This window comes from Corynebacterium sp. UMB6689 (genome assembly GCF_030215295.1).
Lineage (GTDB): Bacteria > Actinomycetota > Actinomycetes > Mycobacteriales > Mycobacteriaceae > Corynebacterium > Corynebacterium aurimucosum.
The window spans coordinates 57,461-76,423 of record NZ_JASOLS010000003.1 but is presented as its reverse complement, the minus strand read 5'-3'; the positions used below and the strand labels follow the sequence as shown (position 1 = coordinate 76,423).

Genomic DNA, 18,963 nt, shown 5'->3' with positions numbered 1-18,963 from the left:
GCTTCTTGAGAAATTGAGTGCTTAAGAAGCCGCGTCGACCCTATCGGGGGCACCGTATCTGGTGGGACGGAAAACCAAAAACTCCTCCTGCGCGGAGTGCGCAAGAGGAGTGTACGGAGCCAGTGGCTTACTTGGTGCCGGCGAGCTTGTCGCCGAGACGCATAGCGTCATCCATGGCGCCGATGATGGAGGTGACGACCTTGATCCACTCGCGGATCTCCTTTGGGCTGATGTTGCCCTCATCGTCGGAGGAGAGAGCGAAGAAAGCCTTGGAGGAGCTGTCATCCTCAACCGGGGCTGCGGAAGCAACTGCGGTACCGGAGAAAGCGATGGTTGCAGCGGTGGCAGCAGCAACGATGGACTTACGGGAGAAGAACTTCATGGTGTGGTCCTAATCTGATTCGAATGTGAACGGAAAGTCTGAGCTATTCGGTCTGACTTACTTAGCGAAGTACTTGTTGTAGAAAGCGAAGACCGTGCCCAGAGCGCCGATGATAGCGGTGAAGACAGCGATCCAGTCGCGGATCTCACGCGGGCTCATGTCGGAGATGGAGGAACCCTCGGAGTCATTGGAGGAAGAGGAAGAAGACTCCTCGTCCTTGTCCTTGTCCTTGTTCCCGTCCTTGCCGTTGTCGCCGGTGTTGGTGTTGTTCTTGCCCTCAGACTCAGGAGCGTCCTTGCCGGCGTCCTCGTTGGTGTTGGTGTCGTTGGTGGTGTCGTTTACCGCGGCGGTGTCATCGTTGGTGGTCTCAGCGGTAGCAACGGTCACGCCGGACAGGGAAACGGTAGCGGCGGTAGCGGCAGCAACAAGTGCCTTACGGGAGAAGAGCTTCATTCTCGTTCCTTAGGTATCTCGGGAATTTCAAAGACCTCACAGATGGTACTGAGGCACTACGCGTTTTGCAAGGGTTCTACCATTCGAATAGCGAGTCTGAAGGTCTGCTGACTGTCGCATGTGAGCTGGGTTTATCACGATATGACGCCTTTGGGCGAAGAATGCTTTGCTAAATGAACAGCTCAAGGCTAAGAAATTCTTAGACCGTGATGGATGGTGAGGGACGGGAAAGGAAAAGCCCCGCTCACTGAACGTGTGCGAGGCTGATCACCGTAAAGGGGGTAAAACTTAGCTTTCGATGGTGGCCTTGGTGATGCGAACCTCTTCAGCAGGTTCACCATCGGATTGTCCATCCTTGACGCCCTTAGCGGCAATGGCGTCGATGGTCTTCTGGCCCTTCTCCGTCAGGTTGCCAAAGTAGGTATAGGCAGGCGGAAGCTGCGAGTCCTTGTAGTTAATGAAGAACTGGGAACCATTGGTGTCTTCACCGGCGTTAGCCATGGCGATGGAACCCTTCGGGTACAGAGCCGGCTGGGCCATTGCTGTGTCGTCAGCTTCATCGGTGGGGTATTCGTTAGCAAACTGGAAGCCAGGTCCGCCGGAACCCTTGCCGGTGGGATCACCGCACTGCAGGACGAAGATGCCGCCATCAGTCATGCGGTGGCACACGGTGTCGTCGTAGTACTTTGCCGAAATCATGTCTGTAATCGCGTTGACGGTGCACGGAGCTAGGGAGCGATCAAGAGTCATTTCAATATCGCCTTGCTTGGTGGCGAAGTTGACGGTCACCTCTCCCTTGGCAGGAATGTCCTTGCCCTGCGGGGTGGGGACCTCACGGGAAGCGTCGCCGGTCTCGGGGTATTCGCAGGTGACGGTCTCACCAAGGGGCTTAGCGCGCTTGCCACTCAAAGCCTGGGCAGTGGGGGCTTCGGTGGTGGTGTTCGCAGCCGAGCTTTCCTCGGCCTGAATCTCCTCCTCCTCTGATGAGCGCGTTGACAGGAACCAGATACCGCCAACGAGAGCGATAATGACCACGGCCGCCATGAGCACAACGCCCAGTGGGCGGCTCTTTTGTTTGCGGTCACGGGATTTCAGCTCGCGATCGAGCTGATTGAGCGCATCATCCAAGCGCTGGCTGTTAGTAGACACCTATGTTTCCTTCACTGTGGTGGTTCACAAACTTTCGACCCACTCATCCTAACCGCACCGTTGTTCACCGTGGCGAGCCGCCCCGCGGGTCAGTACGCTTGGGTGCCATGGCTACAACGAATTTTCAGAATAAACCCGTCGACACCAATGCCGAGCTGCCCAAGGTTGGTGACGCCCTGCCGGACTTCACCCTCGTGGGAACCGACTTGGCAGAGCTGACTAATGCTGACTTCGCAGGCAAGCGCCTGGTGGTGTCCTGCTTCCCATCCGTGGACACCGGCGTGTGTGCGGCACAGCTGCGCAAGTTCAACGAAGAGGCAGCTGGTCTAGAGAACACTGTTGTCCTGTCCGTCTCCCGCGACCTGCCTTTCGCGCAGGAGCGTTTCTGCGCTGCAGAAGGCATCGAGAACGTCGTCAGCGCTTCTGATTTCCGCTCTGATTTTGCCGATAAGCTCGGTCTCGTCCTGGAAGGCTCCCCGCTCAAGGGCCTATTCGCCCGCGCGGTCATCGTCACCGACGCCGAGCACAAGGTGACCTACACCGAGCTGGTTCCGGAGGTCACGACCGAGCCGGACTACGACGCAGCTTTGGCAGCTCTCAAGTAATGAGCGCTCCCGAAATCTACGGTTTCGCCGCTGGGCCCTATAAAACCAACACCTATGTGGTGGCTAACGGTTCTCGGGCGTTCATCGTGGACCCAGGGATGCATACGCGCGAGAAGCTTGAGCAGCTCGCGCGTGAGAAGTCCTTGGAGTTTGAAGCCGTCGTGCTCACCCACGGCCACATTGATCACACGCGCGACGCTGCCGAGTTTGACCTACCGGTCTACATCCACCCGGATGACGCGTTCATGCTGGTGGATGGCTCCGGTGTGTCCCCCGAGTCGCAGATGCTCTTTGCTGCCGCTTCCATGAAGCAGGTAGCGGACCGCCGCGACTTGATCGGCGGGGAAACGTTGAGTCTTGTCGGCCTTGAATTTGATGTGCTCCATGCACCGGGCCATTCCCCGGGATGTGTCATCCTCGTGGCTGAGGGGATTGCCCTGACGGGCGACGTGCTATTTAAAGGCTCCATTGGACGCACCGACTTGCCACACTCCGACCACGCCGCGATGCAGCGTTCACTGCGCGGTCCGGTGTGGGGTCTTGATGACTCCCTTGCTATCTTGCCGGGCCACGGCCCGACGACGACCATGCGACGTGAACGCGCGACTAATCCGTTTCTACGCGCAGCAGGGGATGTACTCTAAAGGGCGTGAGTGATAAGAAGCAGTTCAAAGCCCTGTCCGCGCCTAAGGGTGTGCCGGACTACGTCCCGCCGCAATCGGCCATCTTTGCCAAGGTCCGTGAGGCCTTCGTGCATCAGGCACACCTGTCCGGCTTCCAGCACATCGAACTCCCCGTCTTTGAGGACACATCGCTCTTCGCCCGCGGCGTAGGGGAGTCCACGGACGTGGTGTCGAAGGAGATGTATACCTTCGCTGATCGCGGTGATCGTTCCGTGACGCTGCGACCAGAGGGCACCGCGGGTGTCATGCGCGCGGTCATTGAACACAACCTCGACCGCGGTCAACTTCCGGTGAAGCTCAACTATTTCGGCCCCTTCTTCCGCTACGAGCGCCCGCAGGCGGGCCGTTACCGTCAGCTGCAGCAGGTCGGTGTGGAGGCCATCGGCGTGGATGATCCGGCGCTGGATGCCGAGATTATTGCCTTGGCGGATCGCTCCTACCGCAGCCTAGGCCTGAGCCAATTCCGCCTTGAGTTGACCAGCTTGGGTGACCACGACTGCCGCCCGGCCTACCGCGAGAAGTTGCAGGAGTTTCTGTTCAAGCTGGATCTAGACGAGGACACTAAGGCCCGCGCGGAGCTCAATCCCCTGCGCGTGCTCGATGACAAGCGCCCAGAGGTCCAGGAGCAGCTTGTTGATGCTCCCTTGATGCTTGACCACCTCAATGCCGAGTGCCGCGAGCACTTTGAAACGGTCACCGGCCTGCTCGATGACATGGGCGTGCCCTACACCATCAACCCGCGCATGGTCCGCGGCCTCGACTATTACACAAAGACCTGTTTCGAATTCGTCCACGATGGCCTTGGCGCGCAGTCCGGCATCGGTGGCGGCGGCCGCTATGACGGCCTCATGGCCCAGCTTGGTGGGCAGGAACTGTCCGGAATCGGCTATGGCCTTGGCGTAGACCGCACCATTCTGGCCCTCGAGGCTGAGGGAGTCGAGCTCGAGGGTGTCGACGAGCGCGTGGCCGTCTACGGTGTGGCCTTGGGAGCTGCGGCGAAGCAGAAGATGGTCAGCATCATCAATGACTTGCGTAAGGCCGGCATTGCTGCCGATATGTCCTTCGGCGACCGTGGCCTTAAGGGAGCGATGAAGGGCGCTGATCGTGCCAACGCCCGCTTCGCACTCGTCCTCGGTGACCAAGAGCTAGAGGCTGGCTCCGTGGCGCTCAAGGACCTGCGCGCGCACGAGCAGCGCGACGTCCCTGTGGGGGACATCGTCAACCAGCTCCGTCAGCTGGTTTAGCACTCCACCTGGGAGACGGTAAAGCCCATCGTCTTCGCTAGGCCGCCGAGCGAGGTCTCCTTGTACTTGGAGAGCATGTCGCGTCCGGTTTCGGCCATGGTGCGGACCGCGTTGTCGAGGGTGACGTGGTGCGTTCCCTCACCCATGCGCGCTAGGCGAGCGGCGTTAATGGATTTGACGGCGCCAATAGCGTTGCGCTCGATACAGGGGATCTGCACCAGGCCGCCAACAGGGTCGCAGGTCAGGCCGAGGTTATGCTCAAGCGCGATCTCGGCGGCGTTTTCCACCTGCTCCGGGGTTGCACCGAGCAGCTCAGCCATACCGGCCGCCGCCATGGAGGAGGCGGAGCCCACCTCACCCTGGCAGCCCACCTCGGCGCCGGAGATGGAGGCATTGGACTTGATGATGATGCCAACGGCACCCGCAGTGAGCAGGTAGCGGCGGGCATCGGCGCGCGTGAAGTCCGCCATAAAGTCGCGGGCATAATGGAGCACCGCCGGGATGATCCCACAGGCGCCATTCGTCGGTGCAGTAATGACGCGGCCGCCGGCGGCATTCTGCTCGTTGACGGCGAGCGCGTAGAGGTTTACCCATTCCATTGCGGAAAAGCCACAAGACTCGTCGTCCTGCTTGGCCAACAACTGTTGGTACATCTGCGGCGCACGGCGGTTGACACGGAGGCCACCAGGCAAGATTCCCTTGGTGGAAATTCCCTCGGTCACGCATTCGCGCATGATGTCCCACACAAGGTCGAGGTGTTGGTAGACGTAGTCGAGTCCGCCTTCTTCGCGGTGCAGGACTGCCTCATTGGCGGCGACGATTTCCCAAATGTCCATGTCGTTGGCCGCGCACAGGTGAAGCAGGTGCTCACCCGATTGGAACTCATAAGGAACGGCGTCCTCGGCGGTCGCCGCAGCGACACCGGCCGGAACTCCAGTGTCGGTTTCGAGCTGGGCGTTGTACTCCTCGCGGGACAGAATGAAGCCGCCGCCGACGGAGAAGTACTCCGTGTTCTCGGCGAGGATGGAGCCGTCTTCGTCCCAGGCAGTGAAAATCAGGCAGTTCGGGTGTTCTGGCACCGGCTCGTTGTTGAACTCAATGCTGTACTGCACCTTACCTGCAGGGCCTGAGATGGAGCCCTCGCTGGGGATGAAGGCATCAGCGCGCGGCTCGGCGTCGAGCGGCACCGACAGTGGGTCCCAACCAGCAAGGCCCAAAATTACGGCGCGATCTGTAGCGTGGCCGCGGCCGGTAGCAGAGAGCGAGCCGCGCAGTACGACGTGGACCTTTGCAGGGTGTTCATCCAGTGTCTCGAGGAAAGCCTTGGCGGCGCGCATGGGGCCGACGGTATGAGAGGAGGAAGGGCCGATGCCGATGGAGAAGATATCGGTCACGCTAATTGTCATGTGGGGTCAAACCTCCTTAGAAGCGTTAAATAAGTTACGCTTTACGATAGTACCGAGAGGCCTCCATAGCTGCTTAGTCCGGTTGGCCGTCGTGGCGGGAGAGGAGTTCGCGGAAACCTGCAGGATCCGAATCCAGTATGTCTTCGGAACTGTCCTGGGGCGTTTCCTGCGTTTCGCTGAGGGTGCCCGTAAGCCCAGCGACCCGGTCGAGCGGGCGCACCATGAGATCCGCTAACTCCCTAGCGGCACGCTCGATGCGCCTTTCATTACGCGCGCCCTCCGCGGTGCCATAATCCTCCGTGGCTTGGAAGACGCCGGTGGGGACCACCGTGGCGTGCAGGTAATTGAGTAGAGGCCGCAGGGCATAGTCCAGGACCAGCGCATGCCGGCTGGAGCCGCCCGTGGCCGCGATAAGGGTAGGAAGCCCCTCCAAGGAATGCGGCTCCAAGGTGTCGAAGAACATCTTGAACAGGCCCGAGTAGCTTCCTTGGAATACGGGACTGACTGCGATGAGACCGTCGGCATTCAGCACGGCGGACTGTGCCGCCTTCAGACGAGGCGTGGGCGAGACCCAGTTGGTCATGGCCTCGGCCAGCTCGCCCGCGAGTTCGCGTAGCTCCACGACGGTGATGTCCACGCCTTCACCCCGGGCGGTGACATGGGCGGTGGTGGCGGATGAGAGGGCGTCACCAAGCGCGCGCGTCGACGACGGCAAGGACAGCCCAGCCGTAACAACCACGAGTGAGCGCATTTATTTCTCCTCTCCAGGGCTGACCAGCGCGTGTGGGGGATAGGAGCCAAGCGTGGCGTGCGTCGGTGGGTCAGAAGGTACATGATCTGGGCGGCGTTCCTCAAAGCGGCGGCGCAGTTCCGGCACGACCTGGGTGCCGAGGATTTCGATCTGTTCTAGCACCACTTCTTGCGGCAGTCCGGCGTGGTCGATGAGGAAAAGCTGGCGTTGATAGTCACCAACCCAATCAGCAAACTGCAGCGTGCGCTCCACCACTTGCTCCACGGTGCCTACCGTTAAGGGGGTTTGAGCCGTGAATTCTTCCAGGGAAGGACCGTGGCCGTAGACCGGAGCGTTATCGAAGTAGGGGCGGAAGAAATCCTTCGCCTCCTGCTCAGTAGACCCGATGAAAACGTGCCCGCCGAGGCCCACGATGGCCTGATCGGCACGGCCGTGCCCATAGGATTCATAGCGGTTGCGGTAGAGGTTCACCATCTTCGCGGTGTGTTCCTTGTTCCAGAAGATGTTGTTGTGGAAGAAGCCATCGCCATAATAGGCAGCCTGTTCGGCAATCTGCGGGGAGCGGATGGAGCCGTGCCAGACAAAGGGCGGGATACTGTCGAGCGGCGCCGGTGTGGCGGTGAATCCCTGGAGAGGGGTACGGGACTTTCCTTGCCAGGACACGACGGGCTCACGCCAGAGACGGCGCAGCAAGTGATAATTCTCCACCGCGAGGGGGATGCCCTCGCGGATGTCCTTGCCAAACCACGGGTAGACCGGGCCAGTGTTACCGCGGCCCAGCATCAGGTCGATGCGCCCGTCGGCGAGGTGCTGGAGAAAGGCGTAGTCCTCCGCGAGGCGGACGGGGTCGTTGGTAGTGATCAGCGTGGTGGCAGTGGAGAGTTGAAGGTTCTTTGTCTGTGCCGCGATATAGGCCAGGTGAGTGGTGGGTGCCGATGGGACGAAAGGTGGGTTGTGGTGCTCGCCGGTGGCGAAAATATCGAGCCCTACCTCCTCCGCCTTGAGCGCGATTTCCGTTATCGCGCGGATGCGCTCGGCCTCGGTGGGGGTGCGGCCGGTGGTGGGGTCTTGCGTGACGTCACCAATGCTGAAAACTCCGAATTGCATGCCAATCTCCCTTCTGTGACGTGTCAACAATAATGTACCAGGAGATTATTCCCATTCGAGGGCGTCGACCAACACTGCGAGATCCCCCGGTGTCGCGATAGCCAGCGGACGCTGCGAAGCCTTTCCATGCTCGGTGAGGAGGACTGCGCTGGCACGGACGCCATCTACGGTGGCCTCTGTGAGAGCATCGATAACCTCTTGCGCGCTGGCTGTGCGGGGCAGAAACTCGGCGCGGTCCTTCTTCTCGGCGAATTCCAGAACGGCGCTAATCGACGCCGCATTGACCACGCCATCGTCTCCCAAATCAGCCGCAATCCACCGGGCGATGACGTTGGTCGTCAGCAGCGCCTGGTAAGTCCCCGAATCATAGATAGGGATCTGCGAATAGCCGGTCTGGTTAATGAGCCGTAAGGCCTCCATGATTGGGGTTTCGGGGGCAAGAATGGTTACGTCACGGTCAGAAAGAAGGGACTGCGCTGTAGGCGGATCCGTGAGAAGGCGCTGCAGGTTTTCCAGCTGCGTGACGACCTGTGGGTGTGGGGTAGCGATGGGTGCGCCGTCGAAGTAGCGGCCATGGGCAATGGCATTGCGCAGGTTACCAAAGTCCTTCAGCTGTTCCGCTTGGCGCTTGCCCAACAGATGTTTGTCGTGTGCGCGATCAACAATCCACCAGAAAGAATCTGAATTCTTCGCCCCAATTGCCTGGCGGAGAAATTGTTCAATGTCGTTGAAGGCGGAAAAGAATCTGGCCAGGGAGTTATCGCTCATGAAGCCCCAGTGTACGGATTTGGCAGTGCGTGCTGTGTCCGGTCGCTAAAACACAATCACCGCGAGGACCCCGGTTGTTGGGGCACTCGCGGCGATAGGGCACTATGTGCTGTGCGCGTGTGATGCGCTGAAGCTTTAGAAGGCGACGCGCAGGATAGAAACCGTCACGGCTGCGATGGCTGCCGCTGCCGGGAGGGTGATAACCCACGCGAGGGCGATCGGCTTCATCAGCTTCCAGTTGGCGGCGCGGTTTACGATGCCGACACCCAGGACAGCGCCGATGAGGATGTGGGTCGAGGAGACCGGCAGGCCCAAGAGGGACGCTGCCATGACGACGGCAGCGGCGGCCAGTTCAGCGGCGAAACCGGAGGAGGGGTGCATCTGAGTCAGGCCCGAACCGACCGTCTGGATAACGAAGCGGCCGATGAACCAGAGGCCAGAAATCAGGGCGATACCCATGGCCACCATGACCGGGAGAGGGACAGTGACTTCATCGGAAATCTGGTTCGTCCGCAGGACGTCGAAGACGGCGGCGAAGGGGCCAATAGCGTTAGCGATATCGTTCGAGCCATGTGAGAACGCGAAGGCCGAAGCAGTAAAGACCTGCATCCACGAGAAGAGAAGGAAGGTCGAGCGTGACAGGGACTTCTTCTTCAGGGAGCGGGCGAAGATAAACACAGCCATCCAGACCACGGCGCCTACCATGCCCATAACCAGGAAGTTCTCCAGGGTGGAGAAGTCAACGCCGGTGTTCTTCAACCCCTTGAAAAGCATCATCGCGGAAATAATGATGGCGCCCAAAGCAGCCAGCAGTGGGACCCAGTTCTCCAGGGCGCGGTGCGCATTGATGTCCTCAAGATCCTTGTTGAGGTTATGCAAGTCCCGGTAGTAGTCGGACTCGAGAGCCTCTGGGTCATAATCATCTTCCGCTGTGAGAGCAGCATCACGAGCCATGGCGTTGGTGTAGGAAATCTGCTGCAGCTCATTCATGCGCTCGAAGCGGGTCTTGTGCTCCTTGCGTAGTGCCGAGCGACGAACCTTGATCTCACGCAGGCGTTCGTCCGCAGCGTCGTTGTACACCAAGATGGAGGACTTGATCCACTTGAAGAGAAGGAAGGCGGCAATGCCACCAAGAACTGGGGAAAGGACCCAGGAGAAGGCAATGGTGCCGATTCCGCCCCACTGCACCATGTCCATGCCACCCTTGCCGGTGATGAAGCCGACGGTCAGTGCAGCGCCGACGATACCGCCGACGATGGAGTGGGTCGTAGAAACCGGCCAGCCCATCCGGGTGGCGACGAGTAGCCAGATGGCGGCGCCTAGGAGCGATGCCATCATGATGTAGACGAACTCCATCGGGTCTAGACCGTCAATTGCATCAAGGTCCACGATGCCGGAACGGACGGTATCCGTCACCTCACCGCCAGCGAGGATGGCACCGGATACCTCGAAGACTGCAGCGACCGCGAGGGCCTGCTTCATCGACAAGGTTCCTGCACCCACGGAGGTACCGAAGGAGTTGGCGACGTCATTGCCGCCAATGTTGAAGGCCATGAATAGGGCGAAGATGATCGCTGTAATCAGGACTACGCGATTAGCCCCCTCAGCAACTTCTCCGTTGCTCCAAATGATGAAGAAGATCAGCGTGACAGCGGTGATGGCGCCGAAGAACAAGTGCCAAATCCAGTCCTTGTTCTTGCCATTCATCGATTCGAGGTCAGGCATCGTCGGCGTGGCGGTGCTCAAAACGTCGTTCCTTTCATGAAGAGAACGCTGCGTGATGAGGAAGCGCGGGCTGCCACAGGCAGGGCGAATGCGCCGTGAAAGCAGGGGATAATGTGCCTGTCGCGGTGCAGGGTGATGGCATCACGCACGGTTCTTTTATGCTTTTAAAGACAGAGCGGATCCCACCACAATCCGGCGGGAACTTGATCAGGGTAAAGCATCAAGATTGCCGGCAGGTAAACACTTCATGTATTTGAATTTAATCTGCACTTTTCTGGCACATTTGGGGGTGGTGCGACCTTTCATCGGCCGCACTAGCACCTTTTAAGCGCAGTATTAAGACTTATAGACGCCTCGGCCCAAGGTGTCGCACTGTTCCATCTTGCCGGTGTTATATCCAGCGAGGAAGGCCTGAGCGCGGTCCTCGGAGGAGCCGTGCGTCCACATGTCCGGGCGTACTTCGCCGCCCGAGCGGCGCTGGATGTTGTCATCGCCTACAGCACGAGCGGTGTTCACGGCATCGGTTACTTGTTGTTCAGTAATCGTTTCGAGCAAAGCGTCTTCGCCCTCATCGGCGTAGTGCGCCCAGAGGCCGGCATAGCAATCAGCTTGCAGCTCAATCTTCACAGCGTTGGAATCCTCGCCAGGCTCGTTGTAGTTGGACAAGCTGAGCGTGGCTTCCAGTTTTTGAATGTGGTGGCCAAATTCGTGGGCCACGATGTACATCTGGGCCAGAGGAGCATTCTCGCCGCCGAAATTGCGGAGCTGATCAAAGAAGGCCGTGTCGAAGTAGGCCGACTCATCCGCTGGGCAGTAGAACGGGCCCGTAGCGCCTGAAGCCTGGCCGCAGCCCGACATGGTGGTGTTGTTGAAGATGACGCGGCCCGGCTCGACGTACTCGATGCCTGCCTGATCCGGCAACTGCTGGGCCCAGACCTTGTCGACGGACTGGGCGGCGAACATGACGCGGCAATCGTCGTACTTATTGCCGTCCTCAGCAGTTTGGCAGTGCGCAAATGCGTCTTCGCCGCTTTCCTCTGGTCCCACCTGGGTCTGGTCGGTCTGGGGATCGCTTTCGGTGATGGCGCCGGGATCGCCGCCGAGGAGTAGATAGAGACCAATGAGAAGGAGAGAGCCAATGCCGCCGCCGGTAGCGATCATGCCGCCGCGGCCTCCACCGCCGGAGCTAGCTCGCTTACCATCAAAATTGGCGCCAGATTTAAAAGTCATGCCAGAGATTTTGCCACAAGCCGTAGGTGCTGTCTGCTCGATAAGTGGACTGCTGTTAAGCACACGGTGCTCACCCTAGCGCTGTGCAAGTCCGGTGTGGGCGGTAGACTTGGGCCGTTCAAGTACTTGCATCCCTCGGCGCGTGCTGTCTACGCGTGGCGTGTGTGGGTGCGAGCGTCAACAATGAGAAGGGATTGAACGAGAGTGCTGCGTACACATTTGGCAGGCGAACTGCGCAAGGAGATGGCAGGGGAGACCGTCACCCTGACGGGTTGGGTCGCTCGCCGTCGCGACCATGGCGGTGTTATCTTCATTGATCTGCGTGACCGCTCTGGCGTTGCCCAGGTGGTTTTCCGCGAATCTGAGGTAGCTGAGCGCGCCCACGATCTGCGTTCTGAATACTGCGTCAAGGTTACCGGCGTAGTGGAGCCGCGCCCGGAAGGTTCGGCTAACGCAAACCTGGCATCTGGTGAGATTGAGGTTAACGTCTCGGACCTGGAGGTGCTCAACAAGTCCGCAGCGCTGCCGTTCCAGATTGATGATCCGTCTTCTTCTGGTGAAGTCGGTGAAGAGACCCGTCTGAAGTACCGTTACTTGGACCTGCGCCGCGAGCGTCAGCACGAGGCTCTGCGCCTGCGCTCCGCCGCTAACCGCGCCGCCCGCGAAGTTCTGGACAACCACGACTTTACTGAGATTGAAACCCCGACCCTGACCCGTTCCACCCCGGAGGGCGCTCGTGACTTCCTCGTGCCCGCCCGCCTCAAGCCGGGCAGCTGGTACGCACTCCCGCAGTCTCCGCAGCTTTTTAAGCAGCTGCTCATGGTGGCCGGCATGGAGCGCTACTACCAGATTGCTCGCTGCTACCGCGATGAGGACTTCCGCGCGGACCGCCAGCCTGAATTTACGCAGCTCGACGTCGAAATGTCCTTCGTAGACCAGGACGATGTTATTGCACTAGCGGAAGAGATTGTATCCGCTCTCTGGAAGCTGATCGGCTACGAGATTAAGACGCCCATCCCGCGCATGACCTACGCCGATGCCATGAAGTACTACGGATCTGACAAGCCGGATCTGCGCTTCGACATCAAGATCGTGGAGTGCACCGACTTCTTCAAGGACACCACCTTCCGTGTCTTCCAGAACGAATACGTCGGTGCTGTCGTCATGGAAGGCGGAGCCTCCCAGCCGCGCCGCCAGTTCGATGCGTGGCAGGAATGGGCAAAGCAGCGCGGTGCGAAGGGCCTGGCTTATATCACCATCGCCGAGGACGGCACCCTGGGCGGCCCAGTGGCCAAAAACATTACTGACGCCGAGCGCGAGGGCATTGCCGAGCACGTCGGTGCTAAGCCGGGCGACGCCATCTTCTTTGCCGCCGGTGACGTAAAGTCTTCCCGTGCTTTGCTGGGCGCTGCGCGCGGTGAGATCGCAAAGAAGCTGGACCTTATCAAGGACGGCGACTGGGCCTTCACCTGGGTCGTGGACGCACCGCTCTTCGAGCCGGCCGCCGATGCCACCGCTTCGGGTGATGTGGCTCTGGGTCACTCCAAGTGGACGGCTGTCCACCACGCCTTTACCTCGCCGAAGCCGGAGTACCTGGATAACTTTGATGAGAATCCGGGAGAGGCCTTGGCCTACGCCTATGACATCGTCTGCAACGGCAACGAGATTGGCGGCGGCTCCATCCGTATCCACGACCAGGATGTGCAGAAGCGCGTCTTCGATGTCATGGGCATTGGTGAAGAGGAAGCGCAGGAGAAGTTCGGCTTCCTGCTCGACGCTTTCCAGTTCGGTGCCCCGCCGCATGGCGGCATTGCTTTCGGTTGGGACCGCATTGTCTCCCTGCTGGGCGGATTCGATTCCATCCGCGACGTCATTGCCTTCCCGAAGTCGGGCGGCGGCGTTGATCCTCTGACCGATGCTCCGGGCACCATCCCCGCTGAGCAGCGCAAGGAGACCGGCGTGGACTTCAAGCCGGAAAAGGCGGCTAAGGCTGCACAGGGTGAAAAGGCTGGGAAGGAGTCTTAAGACCGCGCAGCGCCGGTAAGGTAGTTGGGCCTACGACAAGTGGAGGCAGGCAAGCAAGTGAATTCGATGGGACACGAGTCCATGGACAGTTCTGCGGCTGATGCCGTGGTGGCGGAAGCATCGCTGATGATTTCCCGCCGCTATGGCGGCGAGCCTGAGCTGAGTGACATTCAACAGCTCACCGGCTCGGGCAATGCTGTGGTGCTTCGTGCCCGCACGACACCAAGTGCCTTCTTTCCACATCGGTCGGTCGTCATCAAGTACAACCCGGTCACCGGACACACTATTGATGACGCCGCACTCCTGCGTGAAGTGGTGGCCTATCAATTCACCACAGCGCTGTCTGAAGAGGTCCGCCCAGGCCCAGTCCTTCTTGCGCACGATGTGGAAAAGCGCATCCTCGTGCTCACCGACGCGGGCGATGGCGACACCTTGGCGGATGCCCTCGCCCACAGCAGCGATGAAGACCGCGTCGAGCTGCTCCGATCCCTGGGCAGCGCGCTGGGCAAGATGCACGCAGGAACCGCAGGGCGCGAGGAGGATTACGAGGCCCTGCTGAACCGTCAGCTGCGCCGGCATCCCGAATACGCTGAGCACCAGGCGCTGCGTGATGATTCGCTGAAGAGCTCCATCATGATCGGCGCTGACATTCTCAATGAGGCCGGACTGGAACCGCCGAAACACGTTCGCGAATTGGCTCGCACCGCCATGCAGAGCTTTAGTTCTGGCCGCAACCGCGCCTTTACCCCCTTCGATCTGTCCCCAGACAACATCATCGTGGGGACAGCGTTAACCTTCCTGGATTATGAATGGGCTGGTTTCCGTAACGTTGGCTTTGACGTGGCCTGCGTTGTTGCAGGCTTCCCACAATTCCTGTTCTCACGGCCGATTACTGATAGCGAAGCGGAAATCTTCATCCAAGCCTGGCAGCGCCGCATCGTCGATGTGTGGCCCCAGTTTGCTGATGAGAAGACGCTGCATGAATTGCTGGTGGCCTGCCTCATAGGCTGGGCCCTGTCGAGCGTGACCACCATGTATGCCGGCGGGATCGAAGGCGTTGTAGCTCTGGCGGAGGGCAACGCCGAGATTTATCGTGACCCGCATCGCTCGTTGCTTCGCCGTTCCGACCAGGGGCCGTTCACCGAGGATGAGGCTCTCATCCGCCGTGATCTTTATGAAACTTTCGAGGCGCTGTCGCGGTTTGCCGCGCAGTGCAAGAATGATGGATGCTCCGTGGTGGCCGCATTTGGCCGCGCAGTTGCTTCCCGTCTCCGGGAGTCCTGATGGGGCAGGAGTCACTCTTCGGCGATGACCAGTCAGCGCCCAGCCTGCCGGGTGGCCCCGATATGTTTGCAACTCATTCAGGCTCACCCCTTGCCGCGCGCTTGCGGCCGCAGAGCCTCGATGAAGTGGTGGGGCAGAAGCACCTACTGGAGCCGGGGACCCCGTTGCGCCGGCTGGTGGAGGGCTCGGGGGAAGCCTCGGTCATCCTGTACGGCCCGCCGGGAACCGGAAAGACAACGCTCGCCTCCCTGATCGCTTCCTCCTTGGGGGATAACTTCATTGGGCTTTCTGCCCTGGACTCTGGTGTTAAGCAAGTCCGCGAAGTGATCACTCATGCGCGTCGCGAACTCATCGAAGGTCGCCGCACGGTGCTCTTCATCGATGAGGTACACCGCTTCTCCAAAACCCAGCAGGATGCGTTGCTGGCGGCCGTGGAGAACCGCACTGTCCTTCTCGTGGCCGCGACCACCGAGAATCCTTCGTTTTCTGTGGTAGCGCCGCTGCTTTCGCGTTCGCTGTTGCTGCACTTGGAGCCGCTTGACGATGTCTCCCTCCGCAGCCTCGCGGAGCGGGCGCTGAGAAGTGAGCGCGGTTTGGCGGGGCGAATCACTGCCACGGAAGACGCTTTGGATCAGCTGGTGCTGCTCGCCGGCGGTGATGCTCGACGGACGCTGACCTATCTCGAGGCGGCCGCCGAAGCGGTGCCGGATGGCGGCGAGCTCACCGTCGACATTCTCAAAGACAACGTCAACCGCGCGGTCGTGCGCTATGACCGTGACGGGGACCAGCACTATGATGTTGTCTCCGCCTTTATTAAGTCCATCCGCGGCTCCGACGTGGACGCCGCGTTGCACTACCTTGCCCGCATGATTGAGGCCGGCGAAGACCCGCGCTTCATAGCGCGCCGGCTCATCGTGCATGCCTCCGAGGACGTTGGGATGGCGGATCCCACCGCTTTGCCCACCGCCGTGGCCGCGGCGGAGGCTGCGGCCCTGATTGGCCTGCCCGAGGCGCGCATCCCGCTGGCGCAGGCCACGATCCACCTGGCCACGGCGCCGAAGTCGAATTCCGTTATTAATGCCATCAACGCTGCCCAAGCCGATATCCAGGCCGGTAAGAGCGGGCACGTCCCGCCGCACCTGCGCGACGGTCACTACGAGGGTGCCAAGCGCTTGGGAAACGCTGTCGGCTACCGGTACCCGCATGATGATCCACGCGGTGTGCTAGCCCAGCAGTATTTACCGGAGACGCTCACCGATGCCGAGTATTATCAGCCCACCGACCACGGCGCGGAAAAACGGGTGCGCGAGTACCTGGGGAGGTTGCGGGACATCATCCGGGGGCGGCGTCGCTAAGCAGAGCACCGGACGGGTAAAGTTGAGCGCTGACTAGAAACCATTCAACAGTGAAGGACTTTTGCTCGTGAAGACTCATGAGATCCGGGAACGCTTTACCCAGCACTTCGTCAAGGCCGGCCACGAGGCCGTGCCCAGCGCATCGCTGATCCTGGATGACCCGAACCTGCTCTTCGTCAACGCCGGCATGGTTCCCTTCAAGCCCTACTTCTTGGGCCAGCAGAACCCGCCTTTTGCTAACGGTACGGCGACCTCTATCCAGAAGTGCGTGCGCACCCTGGATATCGAGGAAGTAGGCATTACCACCCGCCACAACACCTTCTTCCAGATGGCAGGCAACTTCTCCTTTGGCCAGTACTTCAAGGAGGGGGCCATTACCCACGCCTGGAACCTATTGACGAACTCGGTAGAGGATGGTGGCTTGGGGCTTGACCCCGAGCGTTTGTGGGTCACGGTCTACCTCGATGACGATGAAGCAGCCGATATCTGGCACAACAAAATCGGTGTTCCCCGCGAGCGCATTCAGCGCCTCGGCATGGAGGATAATTACTGGTCCATGGGCATTCCTGGCCCGTGCGGACCGTGCTCCGAGATCTACTATGACCGTGGCCCGGAATATGGCCAGGACGGTGGTCCCGTCGCGGACGATAATCGCTACATGGAGATCTGGAACCTGGTCTTCATGCAGAACGAGCGCGGCGAAGGCATTGGCAAGGGCAACTTTGAGATCGTGGGCGAGCTGCCCAAGAAGAACATCGATACCGGCATGGGCATCGAGCGCGTCGCCTGCATCTTGCAGGACGTGGACAATGTGTACGAAACGGACCTGCTGCGCCCAGTCATCGACGTAGCCGAAGAGCTCACCGGTGCGAAGTACGTTCCGGATGCGCCGAAAGAAGACCTGATCCGTTTCCGCGTGGTGGCGGACCACTCGCGTACCGGCATGATGCTCATCTTGGATGGCGTTACCCCCGGTAACGAGGGCCGCGGCTACATCCTGCGTCGCCTGCTTCGTCGCATCATTCGCTCCGCCAAGTTGTTGGGCGCGAAAGGCGAGACCATGGAGCGCTTCATGAACACCATCATGGACACCATGACGCCGTCCTACCCGGAGATCGCAGAAAACCGCGAGCGTATTCTGCGCGTTGCCGTGGCAGAGGAGAAAGCCTTCCTCAAGACCTTGGAGTCGGGTACCAAGCTTTTCGACGAAGCAGTGATCGAGCTGAAGAGCACCTCCCGCGCAGCTACCCCGAAAGTCCTGTCCGGTGAAAAGGCCTTCGAGCTGCACGATACCTATGGTTTCCCCATCGACTTGACCCTGGAAATGGCGCAGGAAGCCGGTTTGACCGTAGACATGGAAGGCTTCGACGCCGCCATGGGTGAGCAGCGCCGCCGCGCCAAGGCGGATAACCAAGCCAAGAAGCATGGTCATGCTGATCTGTCTCTGTACCGTGACTGGGTGGATAACCACCCGACGCTGTTCACGGGCTACGAGACCTTGGAGTCGGACGCCAAGGTCATCGGTCTTGTGCGCGATGGCGAGAAGGTCTCCGAGGTCCAGGCAGGGGACACGGTCGAGGTTATCTTGGACCAGTCGCCGCTCTATGCCGAAGCCGGTGGCCAGACCGCCGACCGCGGCCGCATTATCGCGGGCGAGACCCTGCTGGAGGTCAAGGATGTTCAGAAGATTGGCAAGAAGTTGTGGGTTCACAAGGCCACGGTGACCGCCGGTGGCCTTGAGCTGGGCAATGGCGTGACCGCCGCAGTTGACCAGCAGTGGCGCCACGGCGCCGTGCAGGCGCACTCCGCAACGCACCTTATCCACGCCGCGCTGCGCCAGGTGCTGGGCCCGACCGCAGTCCAGGCTGGTTCCTTGAACCGTCCGGGCTACCTGCGCTTTGATTTCAACTACACCGACCAGCTCACGCAGGAGCAGCTCGATGAGATCGCTTTGGTGACCAACCAGGCGGTGGACCAGCACTTCGCGGTCAATACCATCGAGACCTCCTTGGAGAAGGCCAAGGAGATGGGGGCGATGGCCCTCTTTGGTGAGAACTACGGTTCTGAGGTCCGCGTCGTGGAGATGGGCGGCCCCTTCTCCATCGAGCTCTGCGGTGGTACGCACGTGAAGAACACTGCAGAGATCGGCCCGGTATCTGTCCTCGGCGAATCCTCCGTGGGTTCGGGCGCGCGCCGCATCGAGGCTTATTCGGGCCTGGATGCATTCCGCTACTACTCGAAGGAGACCGCCCTCGTCGAGGGTGTCTCCCGCGAGCTCAAGGTCCAAACTGAGGACCTGCCGGAGCGCATCGCGCAGCTGACGGAGAAGCTCAAGGCCGCTGAGAAGCAAATTGCCGAGCTTCACAAGGCCCAGCTCATGTCCCAGACCGCGGAGATGATCTCTACTGCGAAGACCGTCAACGATTTCACCCTCGTGGCTGTTAAGCTGCCTAAGGGGGTCAACGGTGGAGACTTGCGCACACTGGCTTCTGATATCAAGAACCGTCTCGGTGATGCCGCCGGTGTGGTTGTCCTGGCATCGGAGAACGAGGGCGGCAAGCTCCCGTTCATCGTTGGCGCCACTAAGCCCGCAGTCGAGCGCGGTGTCAAGGCTGGTGACTTGGTCAAGGTTATTTCTGGCTATGTCGACGGCAAGGGCGGCGGAAAGCCGGACATGGCCCAGGGCTCGGGCGCGAACGCGGACGGCCTGCAGGCGGCCTTCAATGCTGTACGCGACGAGCTCGGTCAGCACTAGTAAGGTGCATGCAAATAGCTGAGTCGCAGAATCAGGAGGAG

At 60.3% G+C, this 18,963-nt stretch carries 16 protein-coding genes; 7 read left to right on the top strand and 9 right to left on the bottom strand.

The annotated features are described in order from the left end of the window. Nucleotides 1–127 precede the first annotated feature (127 nt). From QP363_RS02320 to QP363_RS02310, 3 genes are all read right to left on the bottom strand, one after another. Nucleotides 128–382 (bottom strand): hypothetical protein, encoded by a 255-nt coding sequence (locus tag QP363_RS02320; RefSeq protein ID WP_070446814.1) that lies wholly within the window; start codon nucleotides 380–382, stop codon nucleotides 128–130. A gap of 57 nt (nucleotides 383–439) precedes the next feature. Then, nucleotides 440–835: a hypothetical protein gene (locus QP363_RS02315; protein ID WP_144656253.1), complete on the bottom strand. Its 396-nt coding sequence runs from the start codon at nucleotides 833–835 to the stop codon at nucleotides 440–442. 288 nt (nucleotides 836–1,123) lie between these two features. Beyond that, nucleotides 1,124–1,984: a peptidylprolyl isomerase gene (locus QP363_RS02310; RefSeq protein WP_070719217.1), complete on the bottom strand. Its 861-nt coding sequence runs from the start codon at nucleotides 1,982–1,984 to the stop codon at nucleotides 1,124–1,126. 107 nt (nucleotides 1,985–2,091) lie between these two features. Here QP363_RS02310 and tpx point away from each other — a divergent pair, with 107 nt between their 5' ends. Genes tpx through hisS form a run of 3 tightly spaced genes read left to right on the top strand, consistent with a single transcriptional unit; the run spans nucleotide 2,092 to nucleotide 4,516 of the window. Then, nucleotides 2,092–2,589 carry a thiol peroxidase gene (gene tpx / locus QP363_RS02305; protein ID WP_070644883.1) on the top strand — a complete coding sequence of 166 codons (498 nt, stop codon included), beginning with the start codon at nucleotides 2,092–2,094 and terminating at the stop codon, nucleotides 2,587–2,589. Then, entirely contained in the window at nucleotides 2,589–3,233 is a 645-nt protein-coding gene (locus QP363_RS02300) for an MBL fold metallo-hydrolase (RefSeq protein ID WP_144656256.1), read from the top strand. The genes tpx and QP363_RS02300 overlap by 1 nt, the downstream gene beginning before the upstream one ends. A gap of 5 nt (nucleotides 3,234–3,238) precedes the next feature. Next, complete coding sequence (gene hisS / locus QP363_RS02295) at nucleotides 3,239–4,516, top strand: histidine--tRNA ligase (protein WP_070446824.1); 1,278 nt, start codon at nucleotides 3,239–3,241, stop codon at nucleotides 4,514–4,516. Here hisS and QP363_RS02290 read toward each other — a convergent pair. The 6 genes from QP363_RS02290 to QP363_RS02265 form a co-directional block, all read right to left on the bottom strand. Then, nucleotides 4,513–5,922 (bottom strand): L-serine ammonia-lyase, encoded by a 1,410-nt coding sequence (locus tag QP363_RS02290; protein ID WP_070644879.1) that lies wholly within the window; start codon nucleotides 5,920–5,922, stop codon nucleotides 4,513–4,515. The two genes, hisS and QP363_RS02290, sit on opposite strands and share 4 nt — an antisense overlap. Nucleotides 5,923–5,995: 73 nt before the next feature. Further along, nucleotides 5,996–6,673, bottom strand: coding sequence for an FMN reductase (locus tag QP363_RS02285; RefSeq protein ID WP_070719219.1), 678 nt, complete (start codon nucleotides 6,671–6,673; stop codon nucleotides 5,996–5,998). Further along, nucleotides 6,674–7,780, bottom strand: a complete 1,107-nt coding sequence (locus tag QP363_RS02280) for an LLM class flavin-dependent oxidoreductase (RefSeq protein WP_284762239.1) — start codon at nucleotides 7,778–7,780, stop codon at nucleotides 6,674–6,676. Nucleotides 7,781–7,825: 45 nt separating this feature from the next. Then, complete coding sequence (locus tag QP363_RS02275; RefSeq protein WP_070711279.1) at nucleotides 7,826–8,548, bottom strand: CBS domain-containing protein; 723 nt, start codon at nucleotides 8,546–8,548, stop codon at nucleotides 7,826–7,828. A gap of 135 nt (nucleotides 8,549–8,683) precedes the next feature. Next, a complete protein-coding gene (locus tag QP363_RS02270; protein ID WP_201829559.1) occupies nucleotides 8,684–10,273 on the bottom strand; it encodes an inorganic phosphate transporter in 1,590 nt (529 codons plus the stop codon). 336 nt (nucleotides 10,274–10,609) lie between these two features. Next, on the bottom strand, nucleotides 10,610–11,503 hold the full coding sequence (locus QP363_RS02265) for a neutral zinc metallopeptidase (RefSeq protein ID WP_284762237.1): 894 nt from the start codon (nucleotides 11,501–11,503) through the stop codon (nucleotides 10,610–10,612). Between the two features lie 204 nt (nucleotides 11,504–11,707). Between QP363_RS02265 and aspS the strand changes: the two genes are divergently transcribed. The 4 genes from aspS (at nucleotide 11,708) to alaS (ending at nucleotide 18,922) form a co-directional block, all read left to right on the top strand. Further along, on the top strand, nucleotides 11,708–13,528 hold the full coding sequence (gene aspS, locus QP363_RS02260; RefSeq protein ID WP_070446838.1) for an aspartate--tRNA ligase: 1,821 nt from the start codon (nucleotides 11,708–11,710) through the stop codon (nucleotides 13,526–13,528). A 66-nt stretch (nucleotides 13,529–13,594) separates the two neighbouring features. Further along, on the top strand, nucleotides 13,595–14,812 hold the full coding sequence (locus QP363_RS02255; RefSeq protein WP_083308536.1) for a phosphotransferase: 1,218 nt from the start codon (nucleotides 13,595–13,597) through the stop codon (nucleotides 14,810–14,812). Then, nucleotides 14,812–16,167 (top strand): replication-associated recombination protein A, encoded by a 1,356-nt coding sequence (locus QP363_RS02250; RefSeq protein WP_284762235.1) that lies wholly within the window; start codon nucleotides 14,812–14,814, stop codon nucleotides 16,165–16,167. The genes QP363_RS02255 and QP363_RS02250 overlap by 1 nt, the downstream gene beginning before the upstream one ends. A gap of 67 nt (nucleotides 16,168–16,234) precedes the next feature. After that, on the top strand, nucleotides 16,235–18,922 hold the full coding sequence (gene alaS / locus QP363_RS02245) for an alanine--tRNA ligase (RefSeq protein ID WP_144656265.1): 2,688 nt from the start codon (nucleotides 16,235–16,237) through the stop codon (nucleotides 18,920–18,922). The last annotated feature ends 41 nt before the right edge of the window (nucleotides 18,923–18,963 follow it).

Coding starts and splice junctions, on each gene's coding strand:
- QP363_RS02315 (WP_144656253.1), bottom strand. CDS start 835: ATGAAGCTCTTCTCCCGTAAGGCACTTGTTGCTGCCGCTACCGCCGCT.
- QP363_RS02255 (WP_083308536.1), top strand. CDS start 13,595: ATGGGACACGAGTCCATGGACAGTTCTGCGGCTGATGCCGTGGTGGCG.
- QP363_RS02275 (WP_070711279.1), bottom strand. CDS start 8,548: ATGAGCGATAACTCCCTGGCCAGATTCTTTTCCGCCTTCAACGACATT.
- QP363_RS02270 (WP_201829559.1), bottom strand. CDS start 10,273: ATGCCTGACCTCGAATCGATGAATGGCAAGAACAAGGACTGGATTTGG.
- QP363_RS02320 (WP_070446814.1), bottom strand. CDS start 382: ATGAAGTTCTTCTCCCGTAAGTCCATCGTTGCTGCTGCCACCGCTGCA.
- QP363_RS02280 (WP_284762239.1), bottom strand. CDS start 7,780: ATGCAATTCGGAGTTTTCAGCATTGGTGACGTCACGCAAGACCCCACC.
- QP363_RS02285 (WP_070719219.1), bottom strand. CDS start 6,673: ATGCGCTCACTCGTGGTTGTTACGGCTGGGCTGTCCTTGCCGTCGTCG.
- QP363_RS02290 (WP_070644879.1), bottom strand. CDS start 5,922: ATGACAATTAGCGTGACCGATATCTTCTCCATCGGCATCGGCCCTTCC.
- tpx (WP_070644883.1), top strand. CDS start 2,092: ATGGCTACAACGAATTTTCAGAATAAACCCGTCGACACCAATGCCGAG.
- QP363_RS02250 (WP_284762235.1), top strand. CDS start 14,812: ATGGGGCAGGAGTCACTCTTCGGCGATGACCAGTCAGCGCCCAGCCTG.
- QP363_RS02265 (WP_284762237.1), bottom strand. CDS start 11,503: ATGACTTTTAAATCTGGCGCCAATTTTGATGGTAAGCGAGCTAGCTCC.
- QP363_RS02300 (WP_144656256.1), top strand. CDS start 2,589: ATGAGCGCTCCCGAAATCTACGGTTTCGCCGCTGGGCCCTATAAAACC.